Here is a 23060-nt window from a genome sequence, read left to right on the forward strand (position 1 = left end):
TGGTATCCCGTAGGGGAGTCGAACCCCTGTTACCGCCGTGAAAGGGCGGTGTCCTAGGCCTCTAGACGAACGGGACACTGGATTGAAGAGCTTGGGAACTCTTCTTCTCTTAAACTGTATAAACCATCAATCTGTGTGGACACTCAAAACGATAATCATCGTATAAGGAGGTGATCCAGCGCCAGGTTCCCCTAGCGCTACCTTGTTACGACTTCACCCCAGTCATGAACCACAAAGTGGTGAGCGTCCTCCCGAAGGTTAAACTACCCACTTCTTTTGCAGCCCACTCCCATGGTGTGACGGGCGGTGTGTACAAGGCCCGGGAACGTATTCACCGTGGCATTCTGATCCACGATTACTAGCGATTCCGACTTCATGGAGTCGAGTTGCAGACTCCAATCCGGACTACGACGCACTTTTTGGGATTCGCTTACTCTCGCAAGTTCGCTGCCCTCTGTATGCGCCATTGTAGCACGTGTGTAGCCCTACTCGTAAGGGCCATGATGACTTGACGTCGTCCCCACCTTCCTCCGGTTTATCACCGGCAGTCTCCCTGGAGTTCCCACCCGAAGTGCTGGCAAACAAGGATAAGGGTTGCGCTCGTTGCGGGACTTAACCCAACATTTCACAACACGAGCTGACGACAGCCATGCAGCACCTGTCTTACAGTTCCCGAAGGCACCAAAGCATCTCTGCTAAGTTCTGTAGATGTCAAGAGTAGGTAAGGTTCTTCGCGTTGCATCGAATTAAACCACATGCTCCACCGCTTGTGCGGGCCCCCGTCAATTCATTTGAGTTTTAATCTTGCGACCGTACTCCCCAGGCGGTCTACTTAACGCGTTAGCTCCGAAAGCCACGGCTCAAGGCCACAACCTCCAAGTAGACATCGTTTACGGCGTGGACTACCAGGGTATCTAATCCTGTTTGCTCCCCACGCTTTCGCATCTGAGTGTCAGTATCTGTCCAGGGGGCCGCCTTCGCCACCGGTATTCCTTCAGATCTCTACGCATTTCACCGCTACACCTGAAATTCTACCCCCCTCTACAGTACTCTAGTCTGCCAGTTTCAAATGCAATTCCGAGGTTGAGCCCCGGGCTTTCACATCTGACTTAACAAACCACCTGCATGCGCTTTACGCCCAGTAATTCCGATTAACGCTCGCACCCTCCGTATTACCGCGGCTGCTGGCACGGAGTTAGCCGGTGCTTCTTCTGCAGCTAACGTCAAATGAGTGCGCTATTAACACACCCACCTTCCTCACTGCTGAAAGTACTTTACAACCCGAAGGCCTTCTTCATACACGCGGCATGGCTGCATCAGGCTTGCGCCCATTGTGCAATATTCCCCACTGCTGCCTCCCGTAGGAGTCTGGACCGTGTCTCAGTTCCAGTGTGGCTGATCATCCTCTCAGACCAGCTAGGGATCGTCGCCTTGGTGAGCCCTTACCTCACCAACTAGCTAATCCCACCTGGGCATATCCTGACGCGAGAGGCCCGAAGGTCCCCCTCTTTGAGCCGAAGCTATTATGCGGTATTAGCCATCGTTTCCAATGGTTATCCCCCACATCAGGGCAATTTCCCAGGCATTACTCACCCGTCCGCCGCTCGACGCCCTTAACGTTCCCCGAAGGTTCAGTTAAGTCGTTTCCGCTCGACTTGCATGTGTTAGGCCTGCCGCCAGCGTTCAATCTGAGCCATGATCAAACTCTTCAATTTAAGATTTTGTTGGCTCAATGAATACTGATAAGTTCCTAGTGACTAGAAGCTAGTTCCTAGAAAACTTGAATTGACTGTGCTCGAATGCCCATCCTTTAACAAAGGAAAGTCATTCAAATGGTCACTCAGTTCATTGAAACCTAATTTGATACCAAGGTATCTAATTGGATTATCATCAACGAGTGCCCACACAGATTGATAGGTTTATATTGTTAAAGAGCTAGTTTTGAGTCTCACTCAAAACGGACGGTCATTTTAGCGATTTAAGTTTTAGTGTCAACCACTTTTTTCAAACTTTTCTCAGCAATTTTTGCTGGGCTTTTAGACCTGCTGTTACGGTGAGTATCCTTATTGGAGCCTTGCCGTGTCAGCGAGGGGGCATTATAGATATCCGATGATACTTGGCAACCCCTTTTTCAAAAAAAATGGCATTTTTTTGCCATTCGATTAAAACATCACCTCAAAGCGTTATAAGCGAGCGTTTTCTTTACATATTTTTAAACTTTTCACCAAATAAGCGCACTTTTTCCCAGTTGGTGTACTCCACCTCTTTGGTTGTATCGGTTTCACCGCCTGTCATCGACATAATGAACTTAATCATAGTTTTATCGAACCAATTGTAACGTGGGTAACGCAGCGCCCCGGCAAAAACACCAATCAGACTGGGTTGCCAAGCGGATTTGCTGAGGAAAGTTTTGATGTACACACTCCCTTCTGGGGTGTCCTTTCCTTGCGCTTCTTTTCTCGCGGTCAGATTGACACAAATAAATGCTGCTTTGTGCTGCTGCAGTTGATCGAGGTTTCGCTCAATAAAACGATACAGTTGCTTATTTAAGTGGCCATAACGAATAGAGGCGCCGACCAGCACGCGCTCGTAGGGGGCAAAGTCGACCTGATCAACAAGGTGGAGATCGATGATGTCGCACTCCATGTCCAATTGTTGTTGCAGGGTGTGGAGAATTTTTTTTGTCTGTCCTTCACGGGAAGAATAGAGAAACAGCGCTTTTGACATGGGCTTCCTTTAACTTTTCCAAAAGGTAGGGGTCAGCAGAATCAGTAGGGTGAACACTTCGAGACGCCCAAACAACATAGAGACAATCAACACCCATTTGGCTTTATCATTTACATCGCCGAAGTGGAGCGCCACTTCGCCAAGACCCGGGCCTAAGTTGTTGAGCGTGGCGGCCACTGCAGAGAAGGCACTTAATTCGTCCATGCCGCTCGCAATAAGACCCAGCATGCAAACCACAAAGACCAATGCGTAGGCAGAGAAAAATCCCCACACAGCATCGACCACTCGTTGTGATAGAGCACTTCCGCCGACTTTAATGGTGTACACCGCTCTTGGGTGAACCAGACGTTTGAGCTCTCGCACGCCTTGTAGTGTTAATAGCAGGATACGGATCACCTTCATCCCACCACCGGTCGAACCGGCGCAACCACCAATAAAAGAGGAGAACAGCAATAGGACGGGAAGAAACAGCGGCCACTCTGAAAATCCTGTGGTGGTAAAGCCTGCTGTTGTCGAAATCGAAACCGTCTGGAACAGCGCTTGGTCAAACGCATCGTATTTTGAGTCGTAAGAGTGATGATTCAATAACACGAGGAAACAGATGATAAAGAGCAGCGCTTGAATAAAGAGGAATGCGCGAAACTCGGGATCTTTCCAATAATATTTAGGGTGTACACCGCCAGAAGCAAAGGCGGCAAAGTGAAGTGAGTAGTTACAGGCAGAAATCAATAAGAACACTACAGTGATCATATTGATGGCGTAGCTATCGAAATACCCCATACTGGCGTCATGAGTAGAGAAGCCCCCGATCGCGATAGTCGAAAAGCTGTGGCTGATCGCATCGAATGGCGTCATGCCGGCCAACCAGAACGCAAGTGCACACGCGATCGTCAAACTCAGGTAGATGTACCAAAGCGCTTTCGCGGTTTCTGCAATCCTCGGCGTCATCTTGGTATCTTTAACTGGACCTGGTATCTCAGCGCGATATAGCTGCATCCCACCGATACCGAGCACGGGTAATATCGCCACCGCGAGCACGATGATCCCCATACCACCAAACCATTGCAGTATCTGACGATAAAAAAGGATCGCTTTTGGTAACTCATCCAGCCCAACAATGACGGTGGCCCCTGTTGTGGTCAGCGCGGAGAATGATTCAAAAAACGCATCGGTCACCGACACATTGGGGTAATCCGCCGCTAAAAAAGGCAGCGCACCTGCACTGCCCAGTACCGTCCAAAACAGCACCACAATCAGAAAGCCATCACGGGCTTTCAGTTCATGTTTATGACGACGATTCGGAAACCAACACACTGCGCCACAGGCAAGCAAAACAAAAAAGGTGGAGACAAAGGGCACGCCCGCACCGTCTCGATAGATGAGTGCGACTAAAGCAGGCGCCAGCATGGTGACGCTAAATAGGGCCAGCAGTAGGCCGACGATGCGAATAATTGAACGAAATTGCATACAGAGACGACTATTGAAGCTTGGCTTCAGACTTCCTAATTATCATTGTTTTCCATCGAAAGAGGTGATGTTAGCTTTGGCGCCACTTTTATTGATGACCGCCTGGGTAAACACAGCGGCATCCCTCCGCTCTATCTCTACCACCAGCACGACATGATCGCTGTACTCGGCCGATACTTCCACAGCATTGAATTGCGGTAGCATCGCCTGCGCAATAGGCAGGAAGGCATAGTCTAACTCCAGTCGCAAGTTTGTGGTGATTTTTTTCTCAATTGTTTGAAGCAACTTAAGCGCTTGCCCCACACCGCCACCATAGGCTTTGACCAAGCCACCCGTCCCCAGCTTGATGCCACCTGAGTAACGGGTGACGACCGCCGTCACTTCACCGACGCCCGATCCGGATAATTGAGCCAAGATGGGTTTGCCCGCTGTCCCCGATGGCTCACCATCATCACTGAATCCCCACAGCATGGAATTTTCCGGTCGCCCTGCGACAAAACCCCAACAATGGTGCCGAGCACTGGGGTGCGCCCGTCTCACTTGTTCGATAAACGTCTTAGCACTGTCGATACTTGGTGTGTGGGCGAGCTGGGTGATAAAGACGCTCTTCTTTATCTCTTCTTCAAACACCGCAGGCTGCAAGGGAATTAAATAAGGGTGATCATTCATGGGCATAGCAAGTCTTGGCAAACTGGCGTGAGTCTAACATGAGAGCGGTTTGCGCGTCGTCTAAGATTTGTTCAAGCGCACAATGTTAAACACTTGTTTGAAAAATGTATTGAATTTGTCCAATGAGCGATCCACACTAAGTTCTCTGGTCTAACCAGAGCAATAAATATAACAACTTTCCTAGTTAATCTTGCGTGGTCCATAACGACCGGTTCGCGAGATCAACACGCAATCCACGATTGTATGTCATGGAGATAGACAATGATTTACCAAGCCGACACCCTACAGGTAAAGGAATTAAAAGACGGGTTAGCTGAACTCTGTTTCTGCTCTCCACAATCCGTTAACAAACTCGATCTCGCCACACTCGAGTCTCTCGATAAGGCGCTCGATGCCCTCGCTCAACATTCCGGTCTTAAAGGTCTGCTGCTGACTTCAGACAAAGACGCGTTCATTGTTGGCGCCGACATCACCGAATTCTTAGGTTTGTTTGCCAAACCAGAAGCCCAGCTCGATACGTGGCTCCAATTCGCCAACAGCATCTTCAATAAGCTTGAAGATCTCCCAGTGCCGACCGTCTCTGTGGTCAAAGGCCACACCTTAGGTGGCGGTTGTGAGTGTGTACTCGCTACCGACATGCGCATTGGCGATAAAACCACCAGCATCGGCCTACCTGAGACCAAACTGGGCATCATGCCAGGCTTTGGTGGCTGTGTTCGCCTACCGCGCGTGATCGGCGCAGACAGCGCGATGGAAGTGATCACTCAAGGCAAAGCCTGCCGTGCAGACGAAGCACTGGCGATCGGATTGTTGGACGCCGTCGTCGACTCTGAGAGACTTTACGACTCTGCGCTGAGCACGCTCACCCTAGCCGTCAATGAGAAAATCGACTGGCAAGCTCGCCGCAAACAAAAAACCTCCGCGCTGACGCTCAGCAAGCTCGAATCTATGATGAGCTTTACCATGGCCAAAGGGTTAGTCGCCCAGAAAGCAGGCCCACACTACCCAGCGCCGATGACGGCGGTCAAGACCATCGAACAAGGCGCAGGTTTTGCGCGCGATGAAGCGCTGGCCATTGAACGTAAACACTTTATTACGTTGGCAAAATCCGAGGAAGCGAAGGCGTTAGTTGGCCTGTTCTTGAACGATCAATACATCAAAGGGATTGCCAAGAAAGCAGAAAAATCGGCCGACAAAGCCACGGCGCGAGCTGCGGTACTTGGCGCAGGCATCATGGGCGGCGGTATTGCCTACCAATCCGCCCTCAAAGGGGTACCGGTGCTAATGAAAGACATTGCTCAGCCATCACTGGATCTGGGCATGACCGAAGCCTCTAAGCTACTCAACAAGCAGCTTGAACGTGGCCGTATTGATGGCTTCAAAATGGCAGGCATCCTTGCTTCCATCACACCAAGCTTGCACTACGCGGGCATTGAGCAAGCTGATGTTGTCGTCGAAGCTGTGGTTGAAAACCCGAAAGTCAAAGCCGCCGTGCTGAGTGAAGTTGAGCAGCAGGTGAGCGAAGAGACGGTGATCACCTCGAACACATCGACTATCCCAATCAACTTGCTGGCGAAGTCGCTGTCTCGCCCAGACAAATTCTGTGGTATGCACTTCTTTAACCCAGTACACCGCATGCCATTGGTCGAGATCATCCGTGGTGAACACACCTCAGACGACACCATCAACCGCGTGGTCGCCTATGCGGCTAAGATGGGCAAATCCCCGATTGTGGTCAATGACTGCCCGGGATTTTTCGTCAACCGTGTGCTCTTCCCTTACTTTGGCGGCTTTAGCTTGCTACTGCGTGATGGGGCCGATTTCACCCAAGTCGATAAAGTCATGGAGCGTCAATTTGGTTGGCCGATGGGCCCTGCTTACTTGCTCGATGTGGTCGGTATTGATACGGCGCATCATGCTCAAGCCGTCATGGCGCAAGGCTTCCCAGAGCGTATGGGTAAATCGGATCGCGATGCGATTGATGCGCTGTTTGATGCAAACAAGTACGGCCAGAAAAACGGCAGTGGCTTCTACAGCTACAGCATCGATCGAAAAGGCAAACCGAAGAAAACCTTCAGTGATGATGTGTTACCGCTGCTCGCTGAAGTGACGCAATCGTCGCAAGCGTTTGATGACCAAACCATTATTCAACGCATGATGATTCCAATGATCAACGAAGTGGTGCTGTGTCTTGAAGAGGGCATCATCGCCTCTCCTCAAGAAGCGGACATGGCGCTGGTTTATGGTCTTGGCTTCCCTCCATTCCGTGGTGGGGTGTTCCGTTATCTCGATAGTGTGGGCATTGCTGAGTTTGTCGCAATGGCGCAGCAATACTCGGATCTGGGTGCGATGTACCAGGTGCCAAAACTGCTCAAAACCATGGCTGAAAAAGGCGAGACCTTCTATGGCCAACAGCAGCAAAGTTCTATCTAAGGAGATTTCAGCATGACTACCCACACTAGAAACGTTGTCGTTGTCGATTGTCTACGTACTCCGATGGGACGTTCAAAAGGCGGCGCATTCCGCCATACGCGTGCAGAAGATTTATCGGCACATTTAATGAAAGGCATCTTGGCCCGTAACCCGCAGGTGAACCCAAGCGAGATTGAAGACATTTACTGGGGCTGTGTGCAACAAACCCTTGAGCAAGGCTTCAATATTGCCCGTAACGCTGCGCTCCTCGCTGGGCTGCCGATTGAGATTGGTGCCGTGACGGTTAACCGTCTGTGCGGCTCCTCAATGCAAGCACTGCACGATGGCACGCGCGCCATCATGACAGGCGATGCAGAGATCTGTCTGATTGGTGGCGTCGAGCACATGGGGCACGTTCCAATGAATCATGGCGTCGACTTCCACCCAGGTATGTCAAAACACGTAGCGAAAGCGGCGGGTATGATGGGTCTCACCGCGGAGATGCTCGGCAAACTGCACCAGATCAGTCGTGAGCAGCAAGATGCGTTCGCGGCACGTTCGCACGCTAGAGCTCACGCAGCCACGGTCGAAGGCCGTTTTAAGAACGAGATTCTTCCAACAGAAGGTCACGCCGCCGACGGCACACTGTTTACCCTCGACTTTGATGAAGTGATTCGTCCAGAAACCTCGGTCGAAGGTCTGTCTCAGTTGCGCCCTGTGTTTGACCCTGCCAATGGTACCGTCACTGCAGGCACCTCTTCCGCTCTGTCTGATGGCGCCTCTGCCATGTTGATCATGAGTGAGGAGAAAGCCAAAGAGCTTGGCCTCACCATTCGCGCTCGCATCAAGGGTATGGCGATTGCCGGTTGCGATCCTTCCATCATGGGATACGGACCTGTACCTGCGACGCAAAAAGCCCTCAAGCGCGCTGGCCTCTCTATTGATGATATGGATGTGGTTGAGCTCAATGAGGCTTTCGCCGCCCAGGCTCTGCCTGTTGCGAAAGATCTCGGCTTACTGGACGTGATGGATGAAAAGGTCAACCTTAATGGCGGCGCTATCGCTCTCGGTCACCCATTAGGCTGCTCAGGTTCACGCATCTCGACCACCTTGATCAATCTTATGGAAGCGCAAGACGCCAAATACGGATTAGCGACCATGTGTATCGGTCTAGGTCAAGGCATAGCAACGGTGTTTGAACGCCCATAAGGCGAGTCAAATAATATCAAAAGAGCCGCTTTGCGGCTCTTTTACTATCTATACCTATTACACTAGAGTGTTTTCAGCCCCCACTTTTCGGCGGTCTGTTTGAAAAATCCTTGGGTTTTCTTCAACTCAACCCAGTGATTAATGTAATTGATCCATACTTGGTCATCTTGGGGTAACAGCATCGCGATCGGGGTGGGCTTTCTTGCCTCTTTGACAGGCACAATCGCCAACTGTTGAAACTTCTCGACCAAGGTTGCTGCTTCCACGTTCGAGGTCACCGAGACGTCTGCGCGACGCGCCAATAGCTCTTGAAAATCACGAGCGGGCGCTTCAATGACAATGTGCTGCGCAGAAGGGAAAAACGCTTTCACCATCTTTTCTTGTACGGTACCCAATGTGGCCGCCACTTTGACGTTAGGCGAGTCAAAATCAGACCAGTCTGAGAAGCGCTCCAGATCCTTCTTCTGCACAACCGGAACAAAAGCGAGATAAAAATAGGGCTGACTGTACCCCGCGACCTTAGCGCGAGACATATTGAGCGACGCACTGCCTGTAATGTCATATTTGTTGGCAGTCACGCCATTGACCAAGGTTTTCCAGTCAGTGGCAACAAACTCGACACTGACCCCTAGATCTTTGGCTAATTCGGTGGTCACATCGATATCAAACCCTCGATAACTATTGGTCGCCGGGTCTTTCATCGTCATTGGGTTCCAGTCGCCGGTCGTACCAACACGCAGAACGCCTGAGTCTAAAATCTGATGGAGGCGACTGCCTTGAGCCATCGCTTGCGGGAGGGACAACAGGCTGATGAGCAGTGCGCAGATGATCGGTTTCATTTTATCGTCCTTAGTCATTACACGAATTCCACTTTCATTGTTAACATAGCAGTAAGAAACGGATTTTCTAGTCTAAACAAGGTGTAATGTGACCACTAAAGTATGGGTGTTGATCACTACGCTGCTGCTGACTGGCTGCAGTGACTATCAATGGGGATGGTATGTACTCGATCCTACCACCGAGCAAGGCCGAGCAAATGTGCTGTTTTTGATGGGTGGATTTGGTGAGACGGTGCAGATCTCCTTGCTCAGTATGTTGCTCGCGATGAGCCTTGGCTTGATGGTCGCGATGCCTGCCTTATCTAACCTGAGAGTGTTACGTTGGTTTAATCGCCTCTATGTCGAAAGCGTACGCTCAGTCCCGGTGCTCGTTTTGCTGCTGTGGGTCTATTATGGGATGCCTACCTTACTCGATCTTTCCTTAAACCATTTCTGGGCAGGCGTGATAGCCCTAACGATCGCCGAAAGCGCGTTTATGGCGGAAGTCTTTCGCGGTGGTATTCAAGCCATTAGCCGAGGTCAACGCGAAGCCTCTGAATCGTTAGGACTCAGTTACTGGCAGACCATGCGCTTTGTGATATTGCCACAAGCCTTCCGTCAGATTTTGCCGCCACTGGGAAACCAATTTGTCTATATCCTCAAAATGAGTTCGTTGGTCAGTGTCATTGGTCTGAGCGATCTGACCCGCAGAGCGAACGAGCTGGTGGTCACCGAATACTTACCTTTGGAGATTTACACCTTTTTGGTGCTCGAATATCTATTGCTTATCTTATTGGTCTCTCAAGCCGTGCGCTGGCTAGAAAAGCGCATTGCGATTCCAAGTCTATAGATCGAAAAAGCCGCTTCAATGAAGCGGCTTTGGTATTGAGCATCGACAATTATTTTTGCTTCACCGGACGCTGCCAGCCTGTAATCTTGCGCTCTTTAGCGCGAGTGATGACTAACTCACCTTGTGCAACGTCTTTCGTCAACGTCGTGCCTGCACCTATGGTCGCGCCATCAGCAATCGTTACAGGTGCCACCAGCTGGCTGTCTGAGCCAACAAACACGTCGTTGCCGATGATGGTTTTGAACTTGTTTGCGCCATCGTAGTTGCACGTAATCGTACCCGCGCCAATGTTGGTGCGCTCACCAATCTCAGCATCGCCAAGATAAGTGAGATGGTTGGCTTTTGACCCCTGACCAAGACGCGCGTTTTTCACTTCAACAAAGTTACCAACGTGGGCATCTTTCTTCAGCTCTGCGCCAGGGCGAAGACGAGTAAATGGCCCAACGGTACACTCTTCACCGACCGTAGCACCTTCAATCACGCTGTATGGGCGCACAATGGTGTTGTCGTCGATTTCGCAATCTTTGAGCACACACCCAGCGCCAATCACTACGTTATCGCCAAGAGAGACGCTACCTTCAATCACAACATTGACGTCAATCTCACAGTCCATACCGCATTGCAGCTCACCACGCAAATCAAAACGTGCTGGGTCACGCAGCATCACGCCTTGTTCAAGCAACTTGCGAGCTTGCATGGATTGGAAGGCACGTTCTAAGCGCGCCAACTGATTGCGATCGTTGACCCCTTCCACTTCGATAGGATTGACAGGGTGAACGGCCTCGACAGCGCGTCCTTCGTCGTGCGCGGCCGCAATGACGTCAGTGAGGTAATATTCACCTTGCGCGTTTTGGTTGTTGAGGCCAGATAGCCAGCGCTTAAGATCGCCGCCTGTCGCGACCATCACACCTGTGTTGATCTCTTTGATTTGACGCTGCTCTTCGGTGGCATCTTTTTGTTCAACGATCGCCACAACAGGGCCATTCTTACGGACGATACGGCCATAGCCTGTTGGGTTGTCTAAGACGACAGTCAAGAGCGCGATACCGCCGGTAGGCTGCGCATCAAGCAGGCTCTCAATGGTCTCTTCCGAGATCAAAGGCACGTCGCCGTACAACACCAGGATCTTTTCATCATCTTGAAACTGATCCGACGCTTGATCCACCGCATGACCTGTCCCTAATTGATCCGCTTGCAATACCCAGTTAACCGACTCTTGGCTCAGTTCAGCTTGCATTTGATCGCCACCGTGTCCATAGACGAGGTGGATGTTTTGCGCGCCGAGCCCAGAGCAAGTATCAATCACGTGCTTCACCATGGGTTTACCCGCTAGGGTATGCAGTACCTTTGGCTTGTTAGAGTACATGCGAGTCCCTTTACCCGCCGCGAGAATCACCGCGCTAAACTTCATGAAATTACCTATAGACGTTGTCATAAAAACTTGAGGGGTATTCTAGACACTAATCGACGATTAGTTAATGAAATCGGAAAATTTTCCGTTAAAAATTAAGCAGCCACCGGCCTTCTCGCCACCTAAGTTGGCTCACTCATGGCGCTATGCTCGGTTGGCGAAACGGTTTCACTCGGAGAAAATAGGTTTCTGTAAATAAACAAAAGCCCCGAGCGAACTCGAGGCTTTATCTAGCGATTCAACGCACAATCATACTAGCGACGGCTGCTGCGTCTCACGAGCTCAATGACTTTCAATTGAGCGACCGCTTTCGCCAGCTCAGCCGCAGCTTTCGCGTAATCAACGTCACCGTGAGGTAGGTTGATCAGCTCTTCTGCACGCTGTTTTGCTTCTTCCGCTTTTGCTTTGTCTAGGTCTTCACCTCGAACAGCGGTATCCGCCAAGATGGTGACATCGTGAGCCTGTACTTCAAGAATACCGCCCGAAAGGTAAATAATTTCTTCCTCACCTTTCTTTGTTACGATGCGAACCATACCAGGACGAATCAGCGTCAACAACGGAGTATGACCCGCTAAAACACCGAGATCACCCTCTTCACCTGAAACTTGAATGCTGCGAGCATAGCCAGAGAAAATACGCTCTTCGGCACTCACAACGTCTAGGTTAAAGGTCACTGATGCAGTCATAACGCCTCCTTAAAGTCTTCGCTTACATCTTCTTCGCGTTTTCTAGAGCGTCGTCGATGCTTCCGCAGTACATAAATGCCTGCTCAGGAATATCATCATACTCACCAGAAAGAAGACCTTTAAAGCCACGAAGTGTCTCTGTAAGAGGTACGTATACACCCGGGTCACCCGTGAAGACTTCCGCTACGTGGTAAGGCTGAGTCAAGAAACGCTCAATCTTACGTGCACGAGATACGACTTGCTTATCTTCTTCAGATAGCTCGTCCATACCTAGGATAGCGATGATGTCTTTCAGCTCTTTGTAGCGCTGAAGTGTCTGCTGAACGCCACGAGCGATGTCGTAGTGCTCTTGACCAACGACCAACGGGTCAAGCTGACGAGACGTTGAGTCAAGTGGGTCGATCGCTGGATATAGACCCATAGCTGCGATGTTACGGTTAAGTACAACCGTTGCATCCAAGTGCGCGAACGTGGTGGCTGGAGACGGGTCAGTCAAGTCATCCGCTGGTACGTATACCGCCTGTACAGACGTGATAGAACCCGCTTTTGTTGACGTGATACGCTCCTGAAGTACACCCATCTCTTCTGCAAGAGTTGGCTGGTAACCTACCGCTGAAGGCATACGACCTAGCAGTGCAGATACTTCAGTACCGGCAAGCGTGTAACGGTAGATGTTATCAACGAACAGTAGAACGTCACGGCCTTCGTCACGGAAACGCTCAGCCATCGTTAGACCTGTCAGTGCAACACGTAGACGGTTGCCTGGTGGCTCGTTCATCTGACCGTAAACCATCGCAACCTTTGATTCTTCAGGTTTTTCGATGTTTACTACGCCCGCTTCCTGCATTTCGTAGTAGAAGTCGTTACCCTCACGAGTACGCTCACCTACACCCGCAAATACAGAAAGACCAGAGTGTTGTAGTGCGATGTTGTTGATAAGTTCCATCATGTTAACGGTCTTACCTACACCTGCACCACCGAATAGACCGATTTTACCACCCTTAGCGAATGGACAAACTAGGTCGATTACTTTTACGCCGGTTTCTAGAAGCGCTGTCTCGTTTGATTGCTCTTCGTAGCTTGGCGCTTGACGGTGGATAGAGTAAACCTCTTCTGCACCGATTTCGCCACGCTCGTCAATCGCGTCACCTAGAACGTTCATGATACGACCTAGGGTCTTAGTACCTACTGGTACTGAAATTGGAGCGCCTGTGTTAACCACTTCCACTCCGCGACGTAAACCATCAGAGCTACCCATTACGATACAACGAACTACGCCACCGCCTAGCTGTTGCTGAACTTCAAGAACAAGACGCTCTTTTGAGTCCGTAACGTTTAGAGCGTCATATACACTTGGTACATCGCTCTGTGGGAACTCTACGTCGACTACCGCACCGATGATCTGTACGATCTTACCTGTAGCCATCGTTAATCCTCTAAATTTAATCTGCCTAAATTACACTGCTGCCGCACCAGAAACGATCTCGGATAGCTCTTGTGTAATCGCCGCTTGACGGGCTTTGTTGTACACAAGCTCTAGTTCATCGATCAAGTTTCCAGCATTGTCAGATGCTGCTTTCATAGCAATCATACGAGCAGCCATTTCGCACGCTAAGTTTTCAACCACAGCCTGGTACACCTGAGACTCGATATAACGAGACATCAAGGTATTGAGCAGAACCTTTTGGTCTGACTCAAACATATAGCTCCACGCATGCTTGAACGACTCATCGTCACTCATGGACTTAGGCAAAGGTATTAATTGATCAATTTTGGGTTGCTGTGTCATTGAGTTCACAAACTCATTGAACACTAGGTACAAGCGATCGATTTCACCCTCTTCATACTTCTTAAGCATGACTTTGATAGAACCGATCAGATCATCTAATGATGGCGTGTCTCCCAAACCTGAGGTTTGAGCGACAATCTTCGCACCTATGCTATTGAAGTAAGATGTGGCTTTTGAACCGATCACTGCCAGCTCAATCTCTACACCTTGATTCGACCAATCGTTCATCTCCTTGACGGCTTGCTTGAACAAGTTAATGTTCAAGCCGCCACAAAGACCACGATCGGTCGATACCACAATATACCCAACGCGCTTAGCGCCACGTTCCACAAGGAATGGATGTTTGTATTCCAAGGTACCGTGCGCTAAATGACCAATGACTTTACGTATTATTTCAGCGTAAGGACGAGGGCCTTCCATTGCATCTTGCGTACGACGCATTTTGGAAGCCGCTACCATTTCCATCGCTTTCGTGATTTTTTGAGTGCTTTTGACACTACCAATCTTGCTACGAATTTCTTTTGTATTGGCCATCGTTACTCTCCGTTAATTACAAAACTTGCTTGTAATTACCAAGTTTGGGTTGCTTTGAAATCATCAACCAAGGCTTTCAGTTGAGCTTCGATTTCATCGTTGTAAGCGCCAGACTTGTCGATCTCAGCTGCAAAATCTGCATGCTGAGCACGAGCATACGATAGTAGAGCACCTTCAAAGTCGAGGACTTTGTTGAGCTCGATATCATCGAGATAGCCACGTTCCGCCGCGAAAATAGACAATGCTTGGTCAAACACTGACATTGGCGCGTACTGCTGCTGCTTCATCAATTCAGTCACTTTCTGACCGTGATTTAGCTGGCGTTTGGTCGCTGCATCAAGATCCGATGAGAACTGAGCAAAGGCTGCCAATTCACGGTATGCCGCCAATGCAGTACGGATACCACCTGACAGTTTCTTGATGATTTTCGTCTGAGCCGAACCACCTACACGAGATACTGAGATACCTGGGTCAACCGCTGGGCGTACACCCGCGTTGAACAGTTCAGTTTGTAGGAAGATCTGACCGTCGGTAATCGAGATTACGTTGGTCGGTACGAATGCCGATACGTCACCCGCTTGAGTTTCGATGATAGGTAGTGCAGTCAAAGAGCCTGTTTTACCTTTCACTTCACCGTTGGTGAAACGCTCTACGTACTCTTCGTTTACTCGCGCAGCGCGCTCTAGTAGACGTGAGTGAAGGTAGAATACGTCACCTGGGAAAGCCTCACGGCCTGGTGGACGTTTTAGGAGTAGAGAGATCTGACGGTAAGCGACCGCTTGTTTAGATAGATCATCGTAAACAATCAGTGCATCTTCACCGCGGTCACGGAAGTACTCACCCATCGCACAACCTGCGTATGGCGCTAGGTATTGCAGCGCTGCAGATTCAGAAGCCGATGCTACGACCACAATCGTGTTTTGCAGTGCGCCGTGCTCTTCTAGTTTGCGAACCACGTTAGCAATGGTCGATGCTTTTTGACCAATCGCTACGTAGATAGAGAAAATACCCGAGTCTTTCTGGTTGATGATGGCATCGATCGCCATCGCCGTTTTACCAGTCTGACGGTCACCGATGATAAGCTCACGCTGACCACGACCGATTGGGATCATTGAGTCAACAGACTTGTAACCGGTTTGAACAGGCTGATCAACCGACTTACGGTCGATAACACCTGGTGCAATCACTTCAACTGGTGAGCTCAGTTTCGCATCGATAGGACCTTTGCCATCAATTGGTTGACCCAGTGTGTTAACCACACGGCCAAGCAGCTCAGGGCCTACAGGTACTTCAAGGATGCGTCCAGTACCCGTCACTTTCATCCCTTCTTTAAGGTCTGCGTACGGGCCCATCACTACAGCACCAACAGAGTCGCGCTCTAGGTTTAATGCCAATGCAAAACGATCACCTGGAAGCTCGATCATTTCACCTTGCATCACATCTTCAAGACCGTGAATGCGGAGAATACCGTCACTTACAGAGACGATCGTACCCTCATTACGAACTTCAGACACGACATTGAATTTTTCAATGCGCTGTCTAATCAGTTCGCTAATTTCCGTGGAATTAAGTTGCATTGCTCCAATTCCCCTAATTTAAGACTTAATAACGTCTTTAAGACGAGTTAAACGGCTAACGAGTGAGTTATCCAACACAGTATCGCCATCACGGATAACCGCGCCGCCGATCAAGTGCGCATCAACGATACAGTTTAATTTCACTGTGCCACCAAAACGCTGTTCAAGGCTGGCGATAAGCTGCGACTTTTGCGCTTCAGACAATTCAGTAGACGTCGTAACCGTCACCTCTTTCGTATTTGAAGCCTTGTCTGCCAGTTTCTTGTACTGCTGATAAATATCACTTAACGCTGAGGTGCGACGATTCTCGATCACCACTTTCAAAAAGTTTTGAAAGGGTTCATCAAAGTATTCCCCGCCAACATCAACATACAATTGCACTAGTTGCTCAGGCTGCAAACTCAAAGCAGCGGTCTTTAGCTCTTTCACTGAAGACATCTCTTTGGCAAATGCAAGCATCTGTGACCATTGTTCAATGGCACTGTTATCACTCGCAAAGCCGTATGCAGCCTTAGCATATGGTCGAGCAATAGTTGTCAAATCCGACATACTGATGCCCTCTTGTTATAGTTTTGCTGAAATACTATCAAGGATGTCTTGATGTGCAGCTGGATCAATAGAACGCTCGATCACTTTCTCTGCGCCAAGAATCACTAAGCTCGCCACGTCTTTCTTCAGCTCATTGCGCGCACGCAATGTTTCTGCTTCCAGCTCAGCTTTACCTTGAGAAAGAATATGATCTCGCTCGACAGTAGCTTCGTTGCGGGCTTCATCTAAAATCTGAGCTTTGCGTTTGTTCGCTTGCTCGATGATTTCTAATGCTTGTTTCTTCGCGTCTTTCAGCTGGTCTGCCGCATTGTGCTTGGCAAGCTCTAACGCTTTGTCCGCACGTGCCGCCGACTCTAGACCTTCAGAGATCTTCTTTTGGCGTTCTTCAATAGCAGCAATTAATGGTGGCCACACGAACTTCATGCAGAACCACACAAAAATTAGAAATGCTATTGCTTGTCCCAGCAGAGTAGCATTGATATTCACAATGACCCTCCTTTACCTATTCTTAGTTTCGAAACATCGAAACGACGTATCATGAATGAATAAGAGAGGTCTATTACAGTGCGAATAGCATGTACATAGAGATACCAACACCGATCATTGGAACCGCATCCAATAGACCCGCGATGATGAACATGTTGGTTTGTAGAACAGGCGCCATTTCAGGTTGGCGAGCAACTGACTCAAGGAACTTACCACCAAGGATCGCGAAACCAAAACCTGTTGCGATAGCACACATGCCTAGTAGTAGACCTACAACCAAATAAATTTCCATAATTATCTCCAAATCAGATTTGATAAAAAAGTTAGGTAAAAATTAATGTGAATCGTTACTTGCCATGCTGAGGTAAACAACGGTCAGCATTGTAAAAATGAAGGCTTGTAAAACAATTACTAATATGTGGAAGATTGCCCAAATGACGTGCGCGACGACACCTAATCCACCCAATACAACACCAGCACCGTAGGTCACAGCGATCAGAATGAAGATCAACTCGCCCGAGTACATGTTGCCGTAAAGACGTAAAGAAAGAGACACCGGCTTAGCCAGCAATGAGACACTTTCCAAAACTAAGTTGAAAGGAATTAACGCTTTATTGTTAATTGGGTGAAGCGTAAATTCTTTCACAAATCCTTTAAATCCTTTGTACTTGATGTAGTAAACCACCGTCAGTACTAGGACACCTAATGCAAGTGCTAGCGTGATGTTTAAGTCAACCGTAGGTACGATCTTAAAGTACTCAAAGCCAGCCGCCCCCATTAGATGAGGAATAAAGTCAACGGGTACTAGATCCATCAAGTTCATGAGGAAAATCCACACAAACAAGGTAAGAGCTAGTGGTGCGACTAATTTATCACGACCATGGAAAGCATCTTTTACAATGGCATCGACTTGCTCTACGACCATTTCGATAAAACATTGCAGCTTACCAGGCGTGCCTGTGGTTGCATTTTTTCCGACACGATAAAACAACCACAAAAATAGTGCACCTAGACCAACAGAGAACAACAATGAATCCCAATGTAAGGTCCAGAACCCAGCGTCGGCACAACCATAGTTGGTTGCTACGCCACCATCAACCACACAAATCTTCGCGTTGGTTAGGTGGTGCTGAATATATTCCTGCGGAGTATCAGCCATGGTTAATCCCATTTTTATGAAAAAATAAAATTGGTGATAACCAGAAGATCAGCAGTGTGAGCTTGTAACCTGTAAAGAACGCCCCTGGTTTGAGGAACTCGTTGACAGAAAACACCAACACAAACATCACTATGGTAAACACCAGCTTTAACGCCCATCCCACCATCAGGAAGCCAAGGAGAACTTTCCCATCGGACCCTGGTTTAGGGAAAAACGTAAACAGGGCATAAATGTAATTACCCATCACCGCGATAAAGCCGCCTTTTAAAACAAAGCGAGCCGTTTCAGGGCTGATCATCACATAAGCCAAGCTCCCGATGAGGAGCACAAATATCAGCTGGAGGTGGACGAGTCTAAAAGCAGCTCTTCCTTGCTTGCTTCGATTTGCACTAAACATCAAAAGCACCTGTTTCTGTATCTAACACCGCATTGATCACAGTCAATGCATGGTGAAAAAAAGCACGAAAATTATATAGTTCTTACCCAAAAACACAATAATTGCTTCGGTGATAAGCTTTATTCCTACTAGGAAGTGTGAGCTAGGAAGCGGAATCGATGTTTTGTAGTTGTTTTAACATCGATTGAAGTTGCTCATTGTCTGCAAAGTTGATGACAATTTTACCATCGCCTTTTGTTGACATTTGTAGGGCAACTTTTGTGTTTAATTGTTCAGACAAATGCTTTAACGACAACTCTGTCGTGTTATCAATTTCTGGTTTTGGCGTGGTTGATTCAACTTCGCCCTGGAGCGTCTTTTTTACTAAGTTTTCTGTTTGACGCACCGTCAGTTTTTTCTTGGCAACGTGATTGGCGAGCGCCACTTGCTGCGTGGCTTCTAACGCCAGTAGCGCGCGAGCATGGCCCATCTCAATCAATTTGGCCGACATCAAAGCTTTCACTTCATCATCTAACTGGTTGAGTCTTAGCAAGTTACTCACGGTGGTTCGTGATTTACCAATCGCATCCGCCACTTGCTGATGAGTCAATTCAAATTCGTCTTGAAGACGCTCCAATGCTTGGGCTTCTTCAATTGCATTGAGGTCTTCGCGCTGAATGTTTTCAATCAATGCCATCGCAACCGCCGCACGGTCTTCGACATTTTTGACCACGCAAGGCACTTGCTTGAGACCGGCTTTACGCGCCGCACGCCAGCGACGTTCGCCAGCGATGATTTCGTATTTGTCCGCCTCAACCTGACGCACAACAATCGGCTGGATAATCCCTTGCGACTCTATCGATGAGGCCAACTCTTCGAGCGCTTCAGGCTCCATCTCTTTGCGGGGCTGATACACGCCCGGTTGTAACGCATTGATACTCAGTTCAGTCAAATTCCCATCGGACGACAACGCTTGGCTATTGAGCGCACTTTGCTGTTTCTCACGCGCCAGTGAGCTGGTCGATAGCAGAGCGTCAAGCCCTTTACCTAAACCACGTTTAGACATAAGACGGAATCCTTCGGTTGATTATGCGGGTACTTCTTCGCGGCGAAGCATTTCTCCAGCAAGGGCAAGGTACGCTTTTGCGCCCGCTGAATACTTGTCGTAATACATGGCAGGTTTGCCATGACTCGGCGCTTCGGCCAAGCGAACATTTCGGGGAATAACAGTGCGGTACACTTTGTTGCCAAAGTGCTTTTTGAGTTGATCAGACACTTCATTCGAGAGGCGATTACGCGGGTCATACATGGTGCGTAACAAGCCCTCGATTCTTAGATTTTCGTTGACGACAGCAGCGAGCTTGCTGATCGTATCCATCAATGCTGTTAACCCTTCTAACGCGAAATACTCGCACTGCATCGGAACCAAGACGGAATCAGCTGCAGCCATAGCATTGATTGTAAGAAGGTTTAGCGACGGAGGACAATCGATAAAGATGAAATCATAGTTATCACGAACGGAGGATAATGCGTGCTTGAGACGCACTTCACGGGCAAACACTTCCATTAATTTGATTTCTGCGGCGGTGACATCACCGTTGGCCGCGATCAAATCGTAATTGCCAGACGTCTTACGACAGACCACCTCTTCGAACGGTACATCTTCAACCAGCAGTTCGTAGGCCGTGGCGTCGACTTGGTACTTATCGACACCGCTTGCCATGGTTGCGTTTCCTTGTGGGTCGAGGTCAATGACCAACACTTTGCGCTTAGTCGCAGCCATAGATGCGGCTAAGTTGACACAGGTCGTTGTTTTACCCACGCCACCTTTTTGGTTAGCAATTGCTACGATTTTTCCCACAGTGAACCTCGCTATTAATCCTTGCGCGATAAGATTACTAGATGACGCTCGCCTTCCAACTCTGGAACATTCAAAGCTTTGATCTCGCTCACAGAACACCAGTCGGGCAATTGTTCAATCTCATCCTGAGGCAATTGACCTTTCAGCGCCAGAAACACGCCTGACTCCGCTTTTGGAAGGTGATGACACCAACTGACCATGTCTACCATAGAAGCGAATGCGCGACTTAGAACAGCGTCAAACTTCTCTTCTGGTTGAAACTCTTCGACGCGACTTTGAATCGGCGTCACGTTTTTTATCCCCAGCTCATGCAGCACTTGTTTGATAAAGCGAATGCGTTTGCCGAGACTGTCTAGCAAATAAAAGGTTTTCTCTGGGTGCATGATCGCCAAAGGGATCCCTGGCAATCCAGGGCCAGTGCCGACATCGATAAAGCGCTCACCGACTAAGTGAGTACTCACAACAATGCTATCCAAGATGTGTTTAACTAACATCTCAAACGGGTCACGCACTGAGGTCAGGTTGTAGGCTTTGTTCCACTTGTCCAGCATTGCCACATAGCCCACCAACTGCTCGCGTTGCGCATCAGAGACCTGCAAGTCAGTGGTTGCGATCAGCGCATCGAGTTTGTCACGTAGTGCGCTCATGCCGCTTCCTCACCTTTTTTCAACATACCGTGCTTTTTCAAATGCACCAACAAAATGGAGATTGCGGCTGGCGTAATACCTGAGATACGAGAAGCAATACCAATCGACTCAGGTTTGGCTTCTGACAGCTTGGCAATCACTTCGTTCGACAAACCTTTCACTTGTCGGTAATCCAAATCGAGCGGCAACTTGGTGTGTTCATGACGCAATGATTTCTCAATCTCGTCTTGCTGACGCTTGATGTAACCTTCGTACTTGACTTGTATCTCCACTTGCTCTGCCGCTTGCTGATCATCCAGCGCAGGCTGGAAGGTCTCTAGCGAGGTCAGCTGCTGATAGGTGATTTCAGGGCGACGAAGAAGATCTTCACCGCTTGCTTCACGCACTAGCGGAGTTTTCAGTAGATCGTTCAGCGCATCGATCCCCGCCGATTTCGGGTTGATCCAGATCTCTTGTAGGCGCTGACGCTCTTTTTCCATCTGCTCGATCTTTTGATTGAATCGCGTCCAACGCGCCTCACTCACCAAGCCCAATTCATGCGCTTTTTCGGTCAAACGCATATCGGCGTTGTCTTCACGCAGCAGCAAACGGTACTCGGCGCGCGAGGTAAACATGCGGTAAGGCTCTTTCGTGCCCATGGTCGAGAGGTCATCAATCAACACGCCCATGTAGGCTTGGTCGCGTCGCGGGTTCCAACCTTCTTTGCCTTGGCTGTGCAAACTGGCGTTCAAACCCGCCATCAAGCCTTGTGCCGCCGCTTCTTCGTAACCGGTGGTACCGTTGATCTGGCCCGCAAAGAACAGACCAGAGATAAATTTGGTTTCATAGGTTTGCTTGAGATCGCGTGGGTCGAAGAAATCGTACTCGATCGCGTATCCCGGACGTACGATGTGCGCGTTTTCAAACCCTTTCATTGAACGCACGATTTGTACCTGAACATCGAACGGCAAGCTGGTGGAAATACCATTCGGGTAGAGTTCGTGTGTCGTCAAGCCTTCCGGCTCAATGAAAATCTGGTGGCTGTTCTTATCCGCAAAACGCATCACTTTGTCTTCAATCGACGGACAGTAACGTGGCCCAATCCCTTCAATCACCCCGGCGTACATCGGGCTACGATCGAGGTTGTTGCGGATCACTTCGTGGGTGCTCTCGTTGGTGTGCGTGATGTAACACGGGATCTGCGCCGGATGTTGGCGACGATCACCTAAAAACGAGAATACCGGGGTCGGGTTGTCACCGTGTTGCACTTCTAGCTGTGAAAAATCCACACTGCGTGCATCGATGCGCGGAGGCGTACCGGTTTTCAAACGATCAACGCGGAACGGTAATTCACGCAGACGATCCGCAAGCGCGATCGATGGTGGATCCCCAGCGCGGCCACCAGAAGCGCTTTCCATGCCAATGTGGATCTTACCACCTAGGAATGTCCCGACGGTGAGCACCACTGCTTTGGCGCGAAACTTGAGACCCATTTGAGTCACCACACCCACCGCCACTTCGTTCTCAACAATCAGGTCATCCACCGATTGTTGGAATAGTGTTAGGTTTGGCGCATTTTCCAACGCATGGCGAACATACGCTTTGTACAAAGCACGATCCGCTTGAGCGCGAGTGGCGCGTACCGCTGGGCCTTTGGAAGCGTTGAGTGTACGAAATTGAATACCTGCGTGGTCGATGGCTTGTGCCATCAAACCGCCCATTGCATCGACCTCTTTGACAAGATGGCCTTTACCGATCCCACCAATGGCAGGGTTACATGACATCTGTCCTAGGGTGTCGATATTGTGCGTCAGCAACAGCGTCTTTTGACCTGTACGTGCAGACGCGAGGGCG

Annotated in this window: 21 protein-coding genes, 1 tRNA gene and 1 rRNA gene; 3 read left to right on the top strand and 20 right to left on the bottom strand. The window is 49.4% G+C overall.

Annotation, left to right across the window (positions count from 1 at the left end; translation table 11 throughout):
* From AC6R0L_RS09245 to AC6R0L_RS09265, 5 genes are all read right to left on the bottom strand, one after another.
* A tRNA-Glu gene (locus AC6R0L_RS09245) sits at nt 1–76 on the bottom strand.
* A gap of 87 nt (nt 77–163) precedes the next feature.
* Nucleotides 164–1715 (bottom strand): 16S ribosomal RNA (locus AC6R0L_RS09250).
* A gap of 487 nt (nt 1716–2202) precedes the next feature.
* Nucleotides 2203–2727: a menaquinone-dependent protoporphyrinogen IX dehydrogenase gene (hemG, locus tag AC6R0L_RS09255; protein WP_500628947.1), complete on the bottom strand. Its 525-nt coding sequence runs from the start codon at nt 2725–2727 to the stop codon at nt 2203–2205.
* Nucleotides 2728–2736: 9 nt separating this feature from the next.
* A complete protein-coding gene (locus AC6R0L_RS09260) occupies nt 2737–4194 on the bottom strand; it encodes a TrkH family potassium uptake protein (protein WP_500626262.1) in 1458 nt (485 codons plus the stop codon).
* Between the two features lie 42 nt (nt 4195–4236).
* Complete coding sequence (locus AC6R0L_RS09265) at nt 4237–4863, bottom strand: YigZ family protein (protein ID WP_500628951.1); 627 nt, start codon at nt 4861–4863, stop codon at nt 4237–4239.
* A gap of 261 nt (nt 4864–5124) precedes the next feature.
* Here AC6R0L_RS09265 and fadB point away from each other — a divergent pair, with 261 nt between their 5' ends.
* Together fadB and fadA are read left to right on the top strand one after the other, a co-directional pair.
* Complete coding sequence (gene fadB / locus AC6R0L_RS09270; RefSeq protein WP_500628948.1) at nt 5125–7296, top strand: fatty acid oxidation complex subunit alpha FadB; 2172 nt, start codon at nt 5125–5127, stop codon at nt 7294–7296.
* Between the two features lie 12 nt (nt 7297–7308).
* Entirely contained in the window at nt 7309–8484 is a 1176-nt protein-coding gene (gene fadA / locus AC6R0L_RS09275) for an acetyl-CoA C-acyltransferase FadA (RefSeq protein WP_334555551.1), read from the top strand.
* A 62-nt stretch (nt 8485–8546) separates the two neighbouring features.
* On the opposite strand, the gene AC6R0L_RS09280 is transcribed toward fadA, so the two are convergent.
* Nucleotides 8547–9269: a transporter substrate-binding domain-containing protein gene (locus tag AC6R0L_RS09280; RefSeq protein WP_500628952.1), complete on the bottom strand. Its 723-nt coding sequence runs from the start codon at nt 9267–9269 to the stop codon at nt 8547–8549.
* Between the two features lie 142 nt (nt 9270–9411).
* Between AC6R0L_RS09280 and AC6R0L_RS09285 the strand changes: the two genes are divergently transcribed.
* Nucleotides 9412–10152 (top strand): amino acid ABC transporter permease, encoded by a 741-nt coding sequence (locus tag AC6R0L_RS09285; RefSeq protein WP_487902948.1) that lies wholly within the window; start codon nt 9412–9414, stop codon nt 10150–10152.
* Between the two features lie 49 nt (nt 10153–10201).
* Here the strand turns inward: AC6R0L_RS09285 and glmU are convergent, their stop codons facing one another.
* The 14 genes from glmU to mnmG all read right to left on the bottom strand — a co-directional run.
* The gene (glmU, locus tag AC6R0L_RS09290; RefSeq protein WP_334555546.1) at nt 10202–11563 is read right to left on the bottom strand and encodes a bifunctional UDP-N-acetylglucosamine diphosphorylase/glucosamine-1-phosphate N-acetyltransferase GlmU; all 1362 of its coding nucleotides are present in this window, start codon (nt 11561–11563) and stop codon (nt 10202–10204) included.
* A 254-nt stretch (nt 11564–11817) separates the two neighbouring features.
* Nucleotides 11818–12249, bottom strand: a complete 432-nt coding sequence (locus tag AC6R0L_RS09295; protein ID WP_487902950.1) for a F0F1 ATP synthase subunit epsilon — start codon at nt 12247–12249, stop codon at nt 11818–11820.
* A 22-nt stretch (nt 12250–12271) separates the two neighbouring features.
* Nucleotides 12272–13675, bottom strand: a complete 1404-nt coding sequence (gene atpD / locus AC6R0L_RS09300) for a F0F1 ATP synthase subunit beta (protein ID WP_334555544.1) — start codon at nt 13673–13675, stop codon at nt 12272–12274.
* Between the two features lie 30 nt (nt 13676–13705).
* Nucleotides 13706–14572, bottom strand: coding sequence for a F0F1 ATP synthase subunit gamma (gene atpG / locus AC6R0L_RS09305; protein WP_334555543.1), 867 nt, complete (start codon nt 14570–14572; stop codon nt 13706–13708).
* Nucleotides 14573–14607: 35 nt separating this feature from the next.
* Nucleotides 14608–16149, bottom strand: coding sequence for a F0F1 ATP synthase subunit alpha (atpA, locus tag AC6R0L_RS09310; protein ID WP_500626267.1), 1542 nt, complete (start codon nt 16147–16149; stop codon nt 14608–14610).
* A gap of 18 nt (nt 16150–16167) precedes the next feature.
* Nucleotides 16168–16698 carry a F0F1 ATP synthase subunit delta gene (locus AC6R0L_RS09315; RefSeq protein ID WP_487902951.1) on the bottom strand — a complete coding sequence of 177 codons (531 nt, stop codon included), beginning with the start codon at nt 16696–16698 and terminating at the stop codon, nt 16168–16170.
* Nucleotides 16699–16713: 15 nt separating this feature from the next.
* Entirely contained in the window at nt 16714–17184 is a 471-nt protein-coding gene (gene atpF, locus AC6R0L_RS09320) for a F0F1 ATP synthase subunit B (RefSeq protein WP_487902952.1), read from the bottom strand.
* Between the two features lie 73 nt (nt 17185–17257).
* Nucleotides 17258–17476 (bottom strand): F0F1 ATP synthase subunit C, encoded by a 219-nt coding sequence (atpE, locus tag AC6R0L_RS09325; RefSeq protein ID WP_334555539.1) that lies wholly within the window; start codon nt 17474–17476, stop codon nt 17258–17260.
* 42 nt (nt 17477–17518) lie between these two features.
* Nucleotides 17519–18343: a F0F1 ATP synthase subunit A gene (atpB, locus tag AC6R0L_RS09330; RefSeq protein ID WP_334555538.1), complete on the bottom strand. Its 825-nt coding sequence runs from the start codon at nt 18341–18343 to the stop codon at nt 17519–17521.
* Nucleotides 18336–18740, bottom strand: a complete 405-nt coding sequence (locus AC6R0L_RS09335; protein ID WP_334555537.1) for an ATP synthase subunit I — start codon at nt 18738–18740, stop codon at nt 18336–18338. Before AC6R0L_RS09335 ends, atpB begins: the two co-directional genes overlap by 8 nt.
* 142 nt (nt 18741–18882) lie before the next feature.
* Nucleotides 18883–19785, bottom strand: coding sequence for a ParB/RepB/Spo0J family partition protein (locus tag AC6R0L_RS09340; protein ID WP_500628949.1), 903 nt, complete (start codon nt 19783–19785; stop codon nt 18883–18885).
* A gap of 21 nt (nt 19786–19806) precedes the next feature.
* The gene (locus AC6R0L_RS09345; protein ID WP_334555535.1) at nt 19807–20580 is read right to left on the bottom strand and encodes a ParA family protein; all 774 of its coding nucleotides are present in this window, start codon (nt 20578–20580) and stop codon (nt 19807–19809) included.
* A gap of 14 nt (nt 20581–20594) precedes the next feature.
* Nucleotides 20595–21227, bottom strand: a complete 633-nt coding sequence (gene rsmG, locus AC6R0L_RS09350; RefSeq protein WP_487902954.1) for a 16S rRNA (guanine(527)-N(7))-methyltransferase RsmG — start codon at nt 21225–21227, stop codon at nt 20595–20597.
* A partial coding sequence (mnmG, locus tag AC6R0L_RS09355; protein ID WP_500628950.1) for a tRNA uridine-5-carboxymethylaminomethyl(34) synthesis enzyme MnmG occupies nt 21224–23060 on the bottom strand: 1837 nt, incomplete at its 5' end. The genes rsmG and mnmG, both read right to left, overlap by 4 nt.

This window comes from Vibrio sp. R15-SG3-ISO1A (assembly GCF_059833955.1).

Bases quoted from the DNA above. Each gene is read 5' to 3' on its own strand.
- hemG (WP_500628947.1), bottom strand. From the start codon at position 2,727: ATGTCAAAAGCGCTGTTTCTCTATTCTTCCCGTGAAGGACAGACAAAA.
- AC6R0L_RS09260 (WP_500626262.1), bottom strand. From the start codon at position 4,194: ATGCAATTTCGTTCAATTATTCGCATCGTCGGCCTACTGCTGGCCCTA.
- AC6R0L_RS09265 (WP_500628951.1), bottom strand. From the start codon at position 4,863: ATGAATGATCACCCTTATTTAATTCCCTTGCAGCCTGCGGTGTTTGAA.
- fadB (WP_500628948.1), top strand. From the start codon at position 5,125: ATGATTTACCAAGCCGACACCCTACAGGTAAAGGAATTAAAAGACGGG.
- fadA (WP_334555551.1), top strand. From the start codon at position 7,309: ATGACTACCCACACTAGAAACGTTGTCGTTGTCGATTGTCTACGTACT.
- AC6R0L_RS09280 (WP_500628952.1), bottom strand. From the start codon at position 9,269: ATGGCTCAAGGCAGTCGCCTCCATCAGATTTTAGACTCAGGCGTTCTG.
- glmU (WP_334555546.1), bottom strand. From the start codon at position 11,563: ATGAAGTTTAGCGCGGTGATTCTCGCGGCGGGTAAAGGGACTCGCATG.
- AC6R0L_RS09295 (WP_487902950.1), bottom strand. From the start codon at position 12,249: ATGACTGCATCAGTGACCTTTAACCTAGACGTTGTGAGTGCCGAAGAG.
- atpD (WP_334555544.1), bottom strand. From the start codon at position 13,675: ATGGCTACAGGTAAGATCGTACAGATCATCGGTGCGGTAGTCGACGTA.
- atpG (WP_334555543.1), bottom strand. From the start codon at position 14,572: ATGGCCAATACAAAAGAAATTCGTAGCAAGATTGGTAGTGTCAAAAGC.
- atpA (WP_500626267.1), bottom strand. From the start codon at position 16,149: ATGCAACTTAATTCCACGGAAATTAGCGAACTGATTAGACAGCGCATT.
- AC6R0L_RS09315 (WP_487902951.1), bottom strand. From the start codon at position 16,698: ATGTCGGATTTGACAACTATTGCTCGACCATATGCTAAGGCTGCATAC.
- atpE (WP_334555539.1), bottom strand. From the start codon at position 17,476: ATGGAAATTTATTTGGTTGTAGGTCTACTACTAGGCATGTGTGCTATC.
- atpB (WP_334555538.1), bottom strand. From the start codon at position 18,343: ATGGCTGATACTCCGCAGGAATATATTCAGCACCACCTAACCAACGCG.
- AC6R0L_RS09335 (WP_334555537.1), bottom strand. From the start codon at position 18,740: ATGTTTAGTGCAAATCGAAGCAAGCAAGGAAGAGCTGCTTTTAGACTC.
- AC6R0L_RS09340 (WP_500628949.1), bottom strand. From the start codon at position 19,785: ATGTCTAAACGTGGTTTAGGTAAAGGGCTTGACGCTCTGCTATCGACC.
- rsmG (WP_487902954.1), bottom strand. From the start codon at position 21,227: ATGAGCGCACTACGTGACAAACTCGATGCGCTGATCGCAACCACTGAC.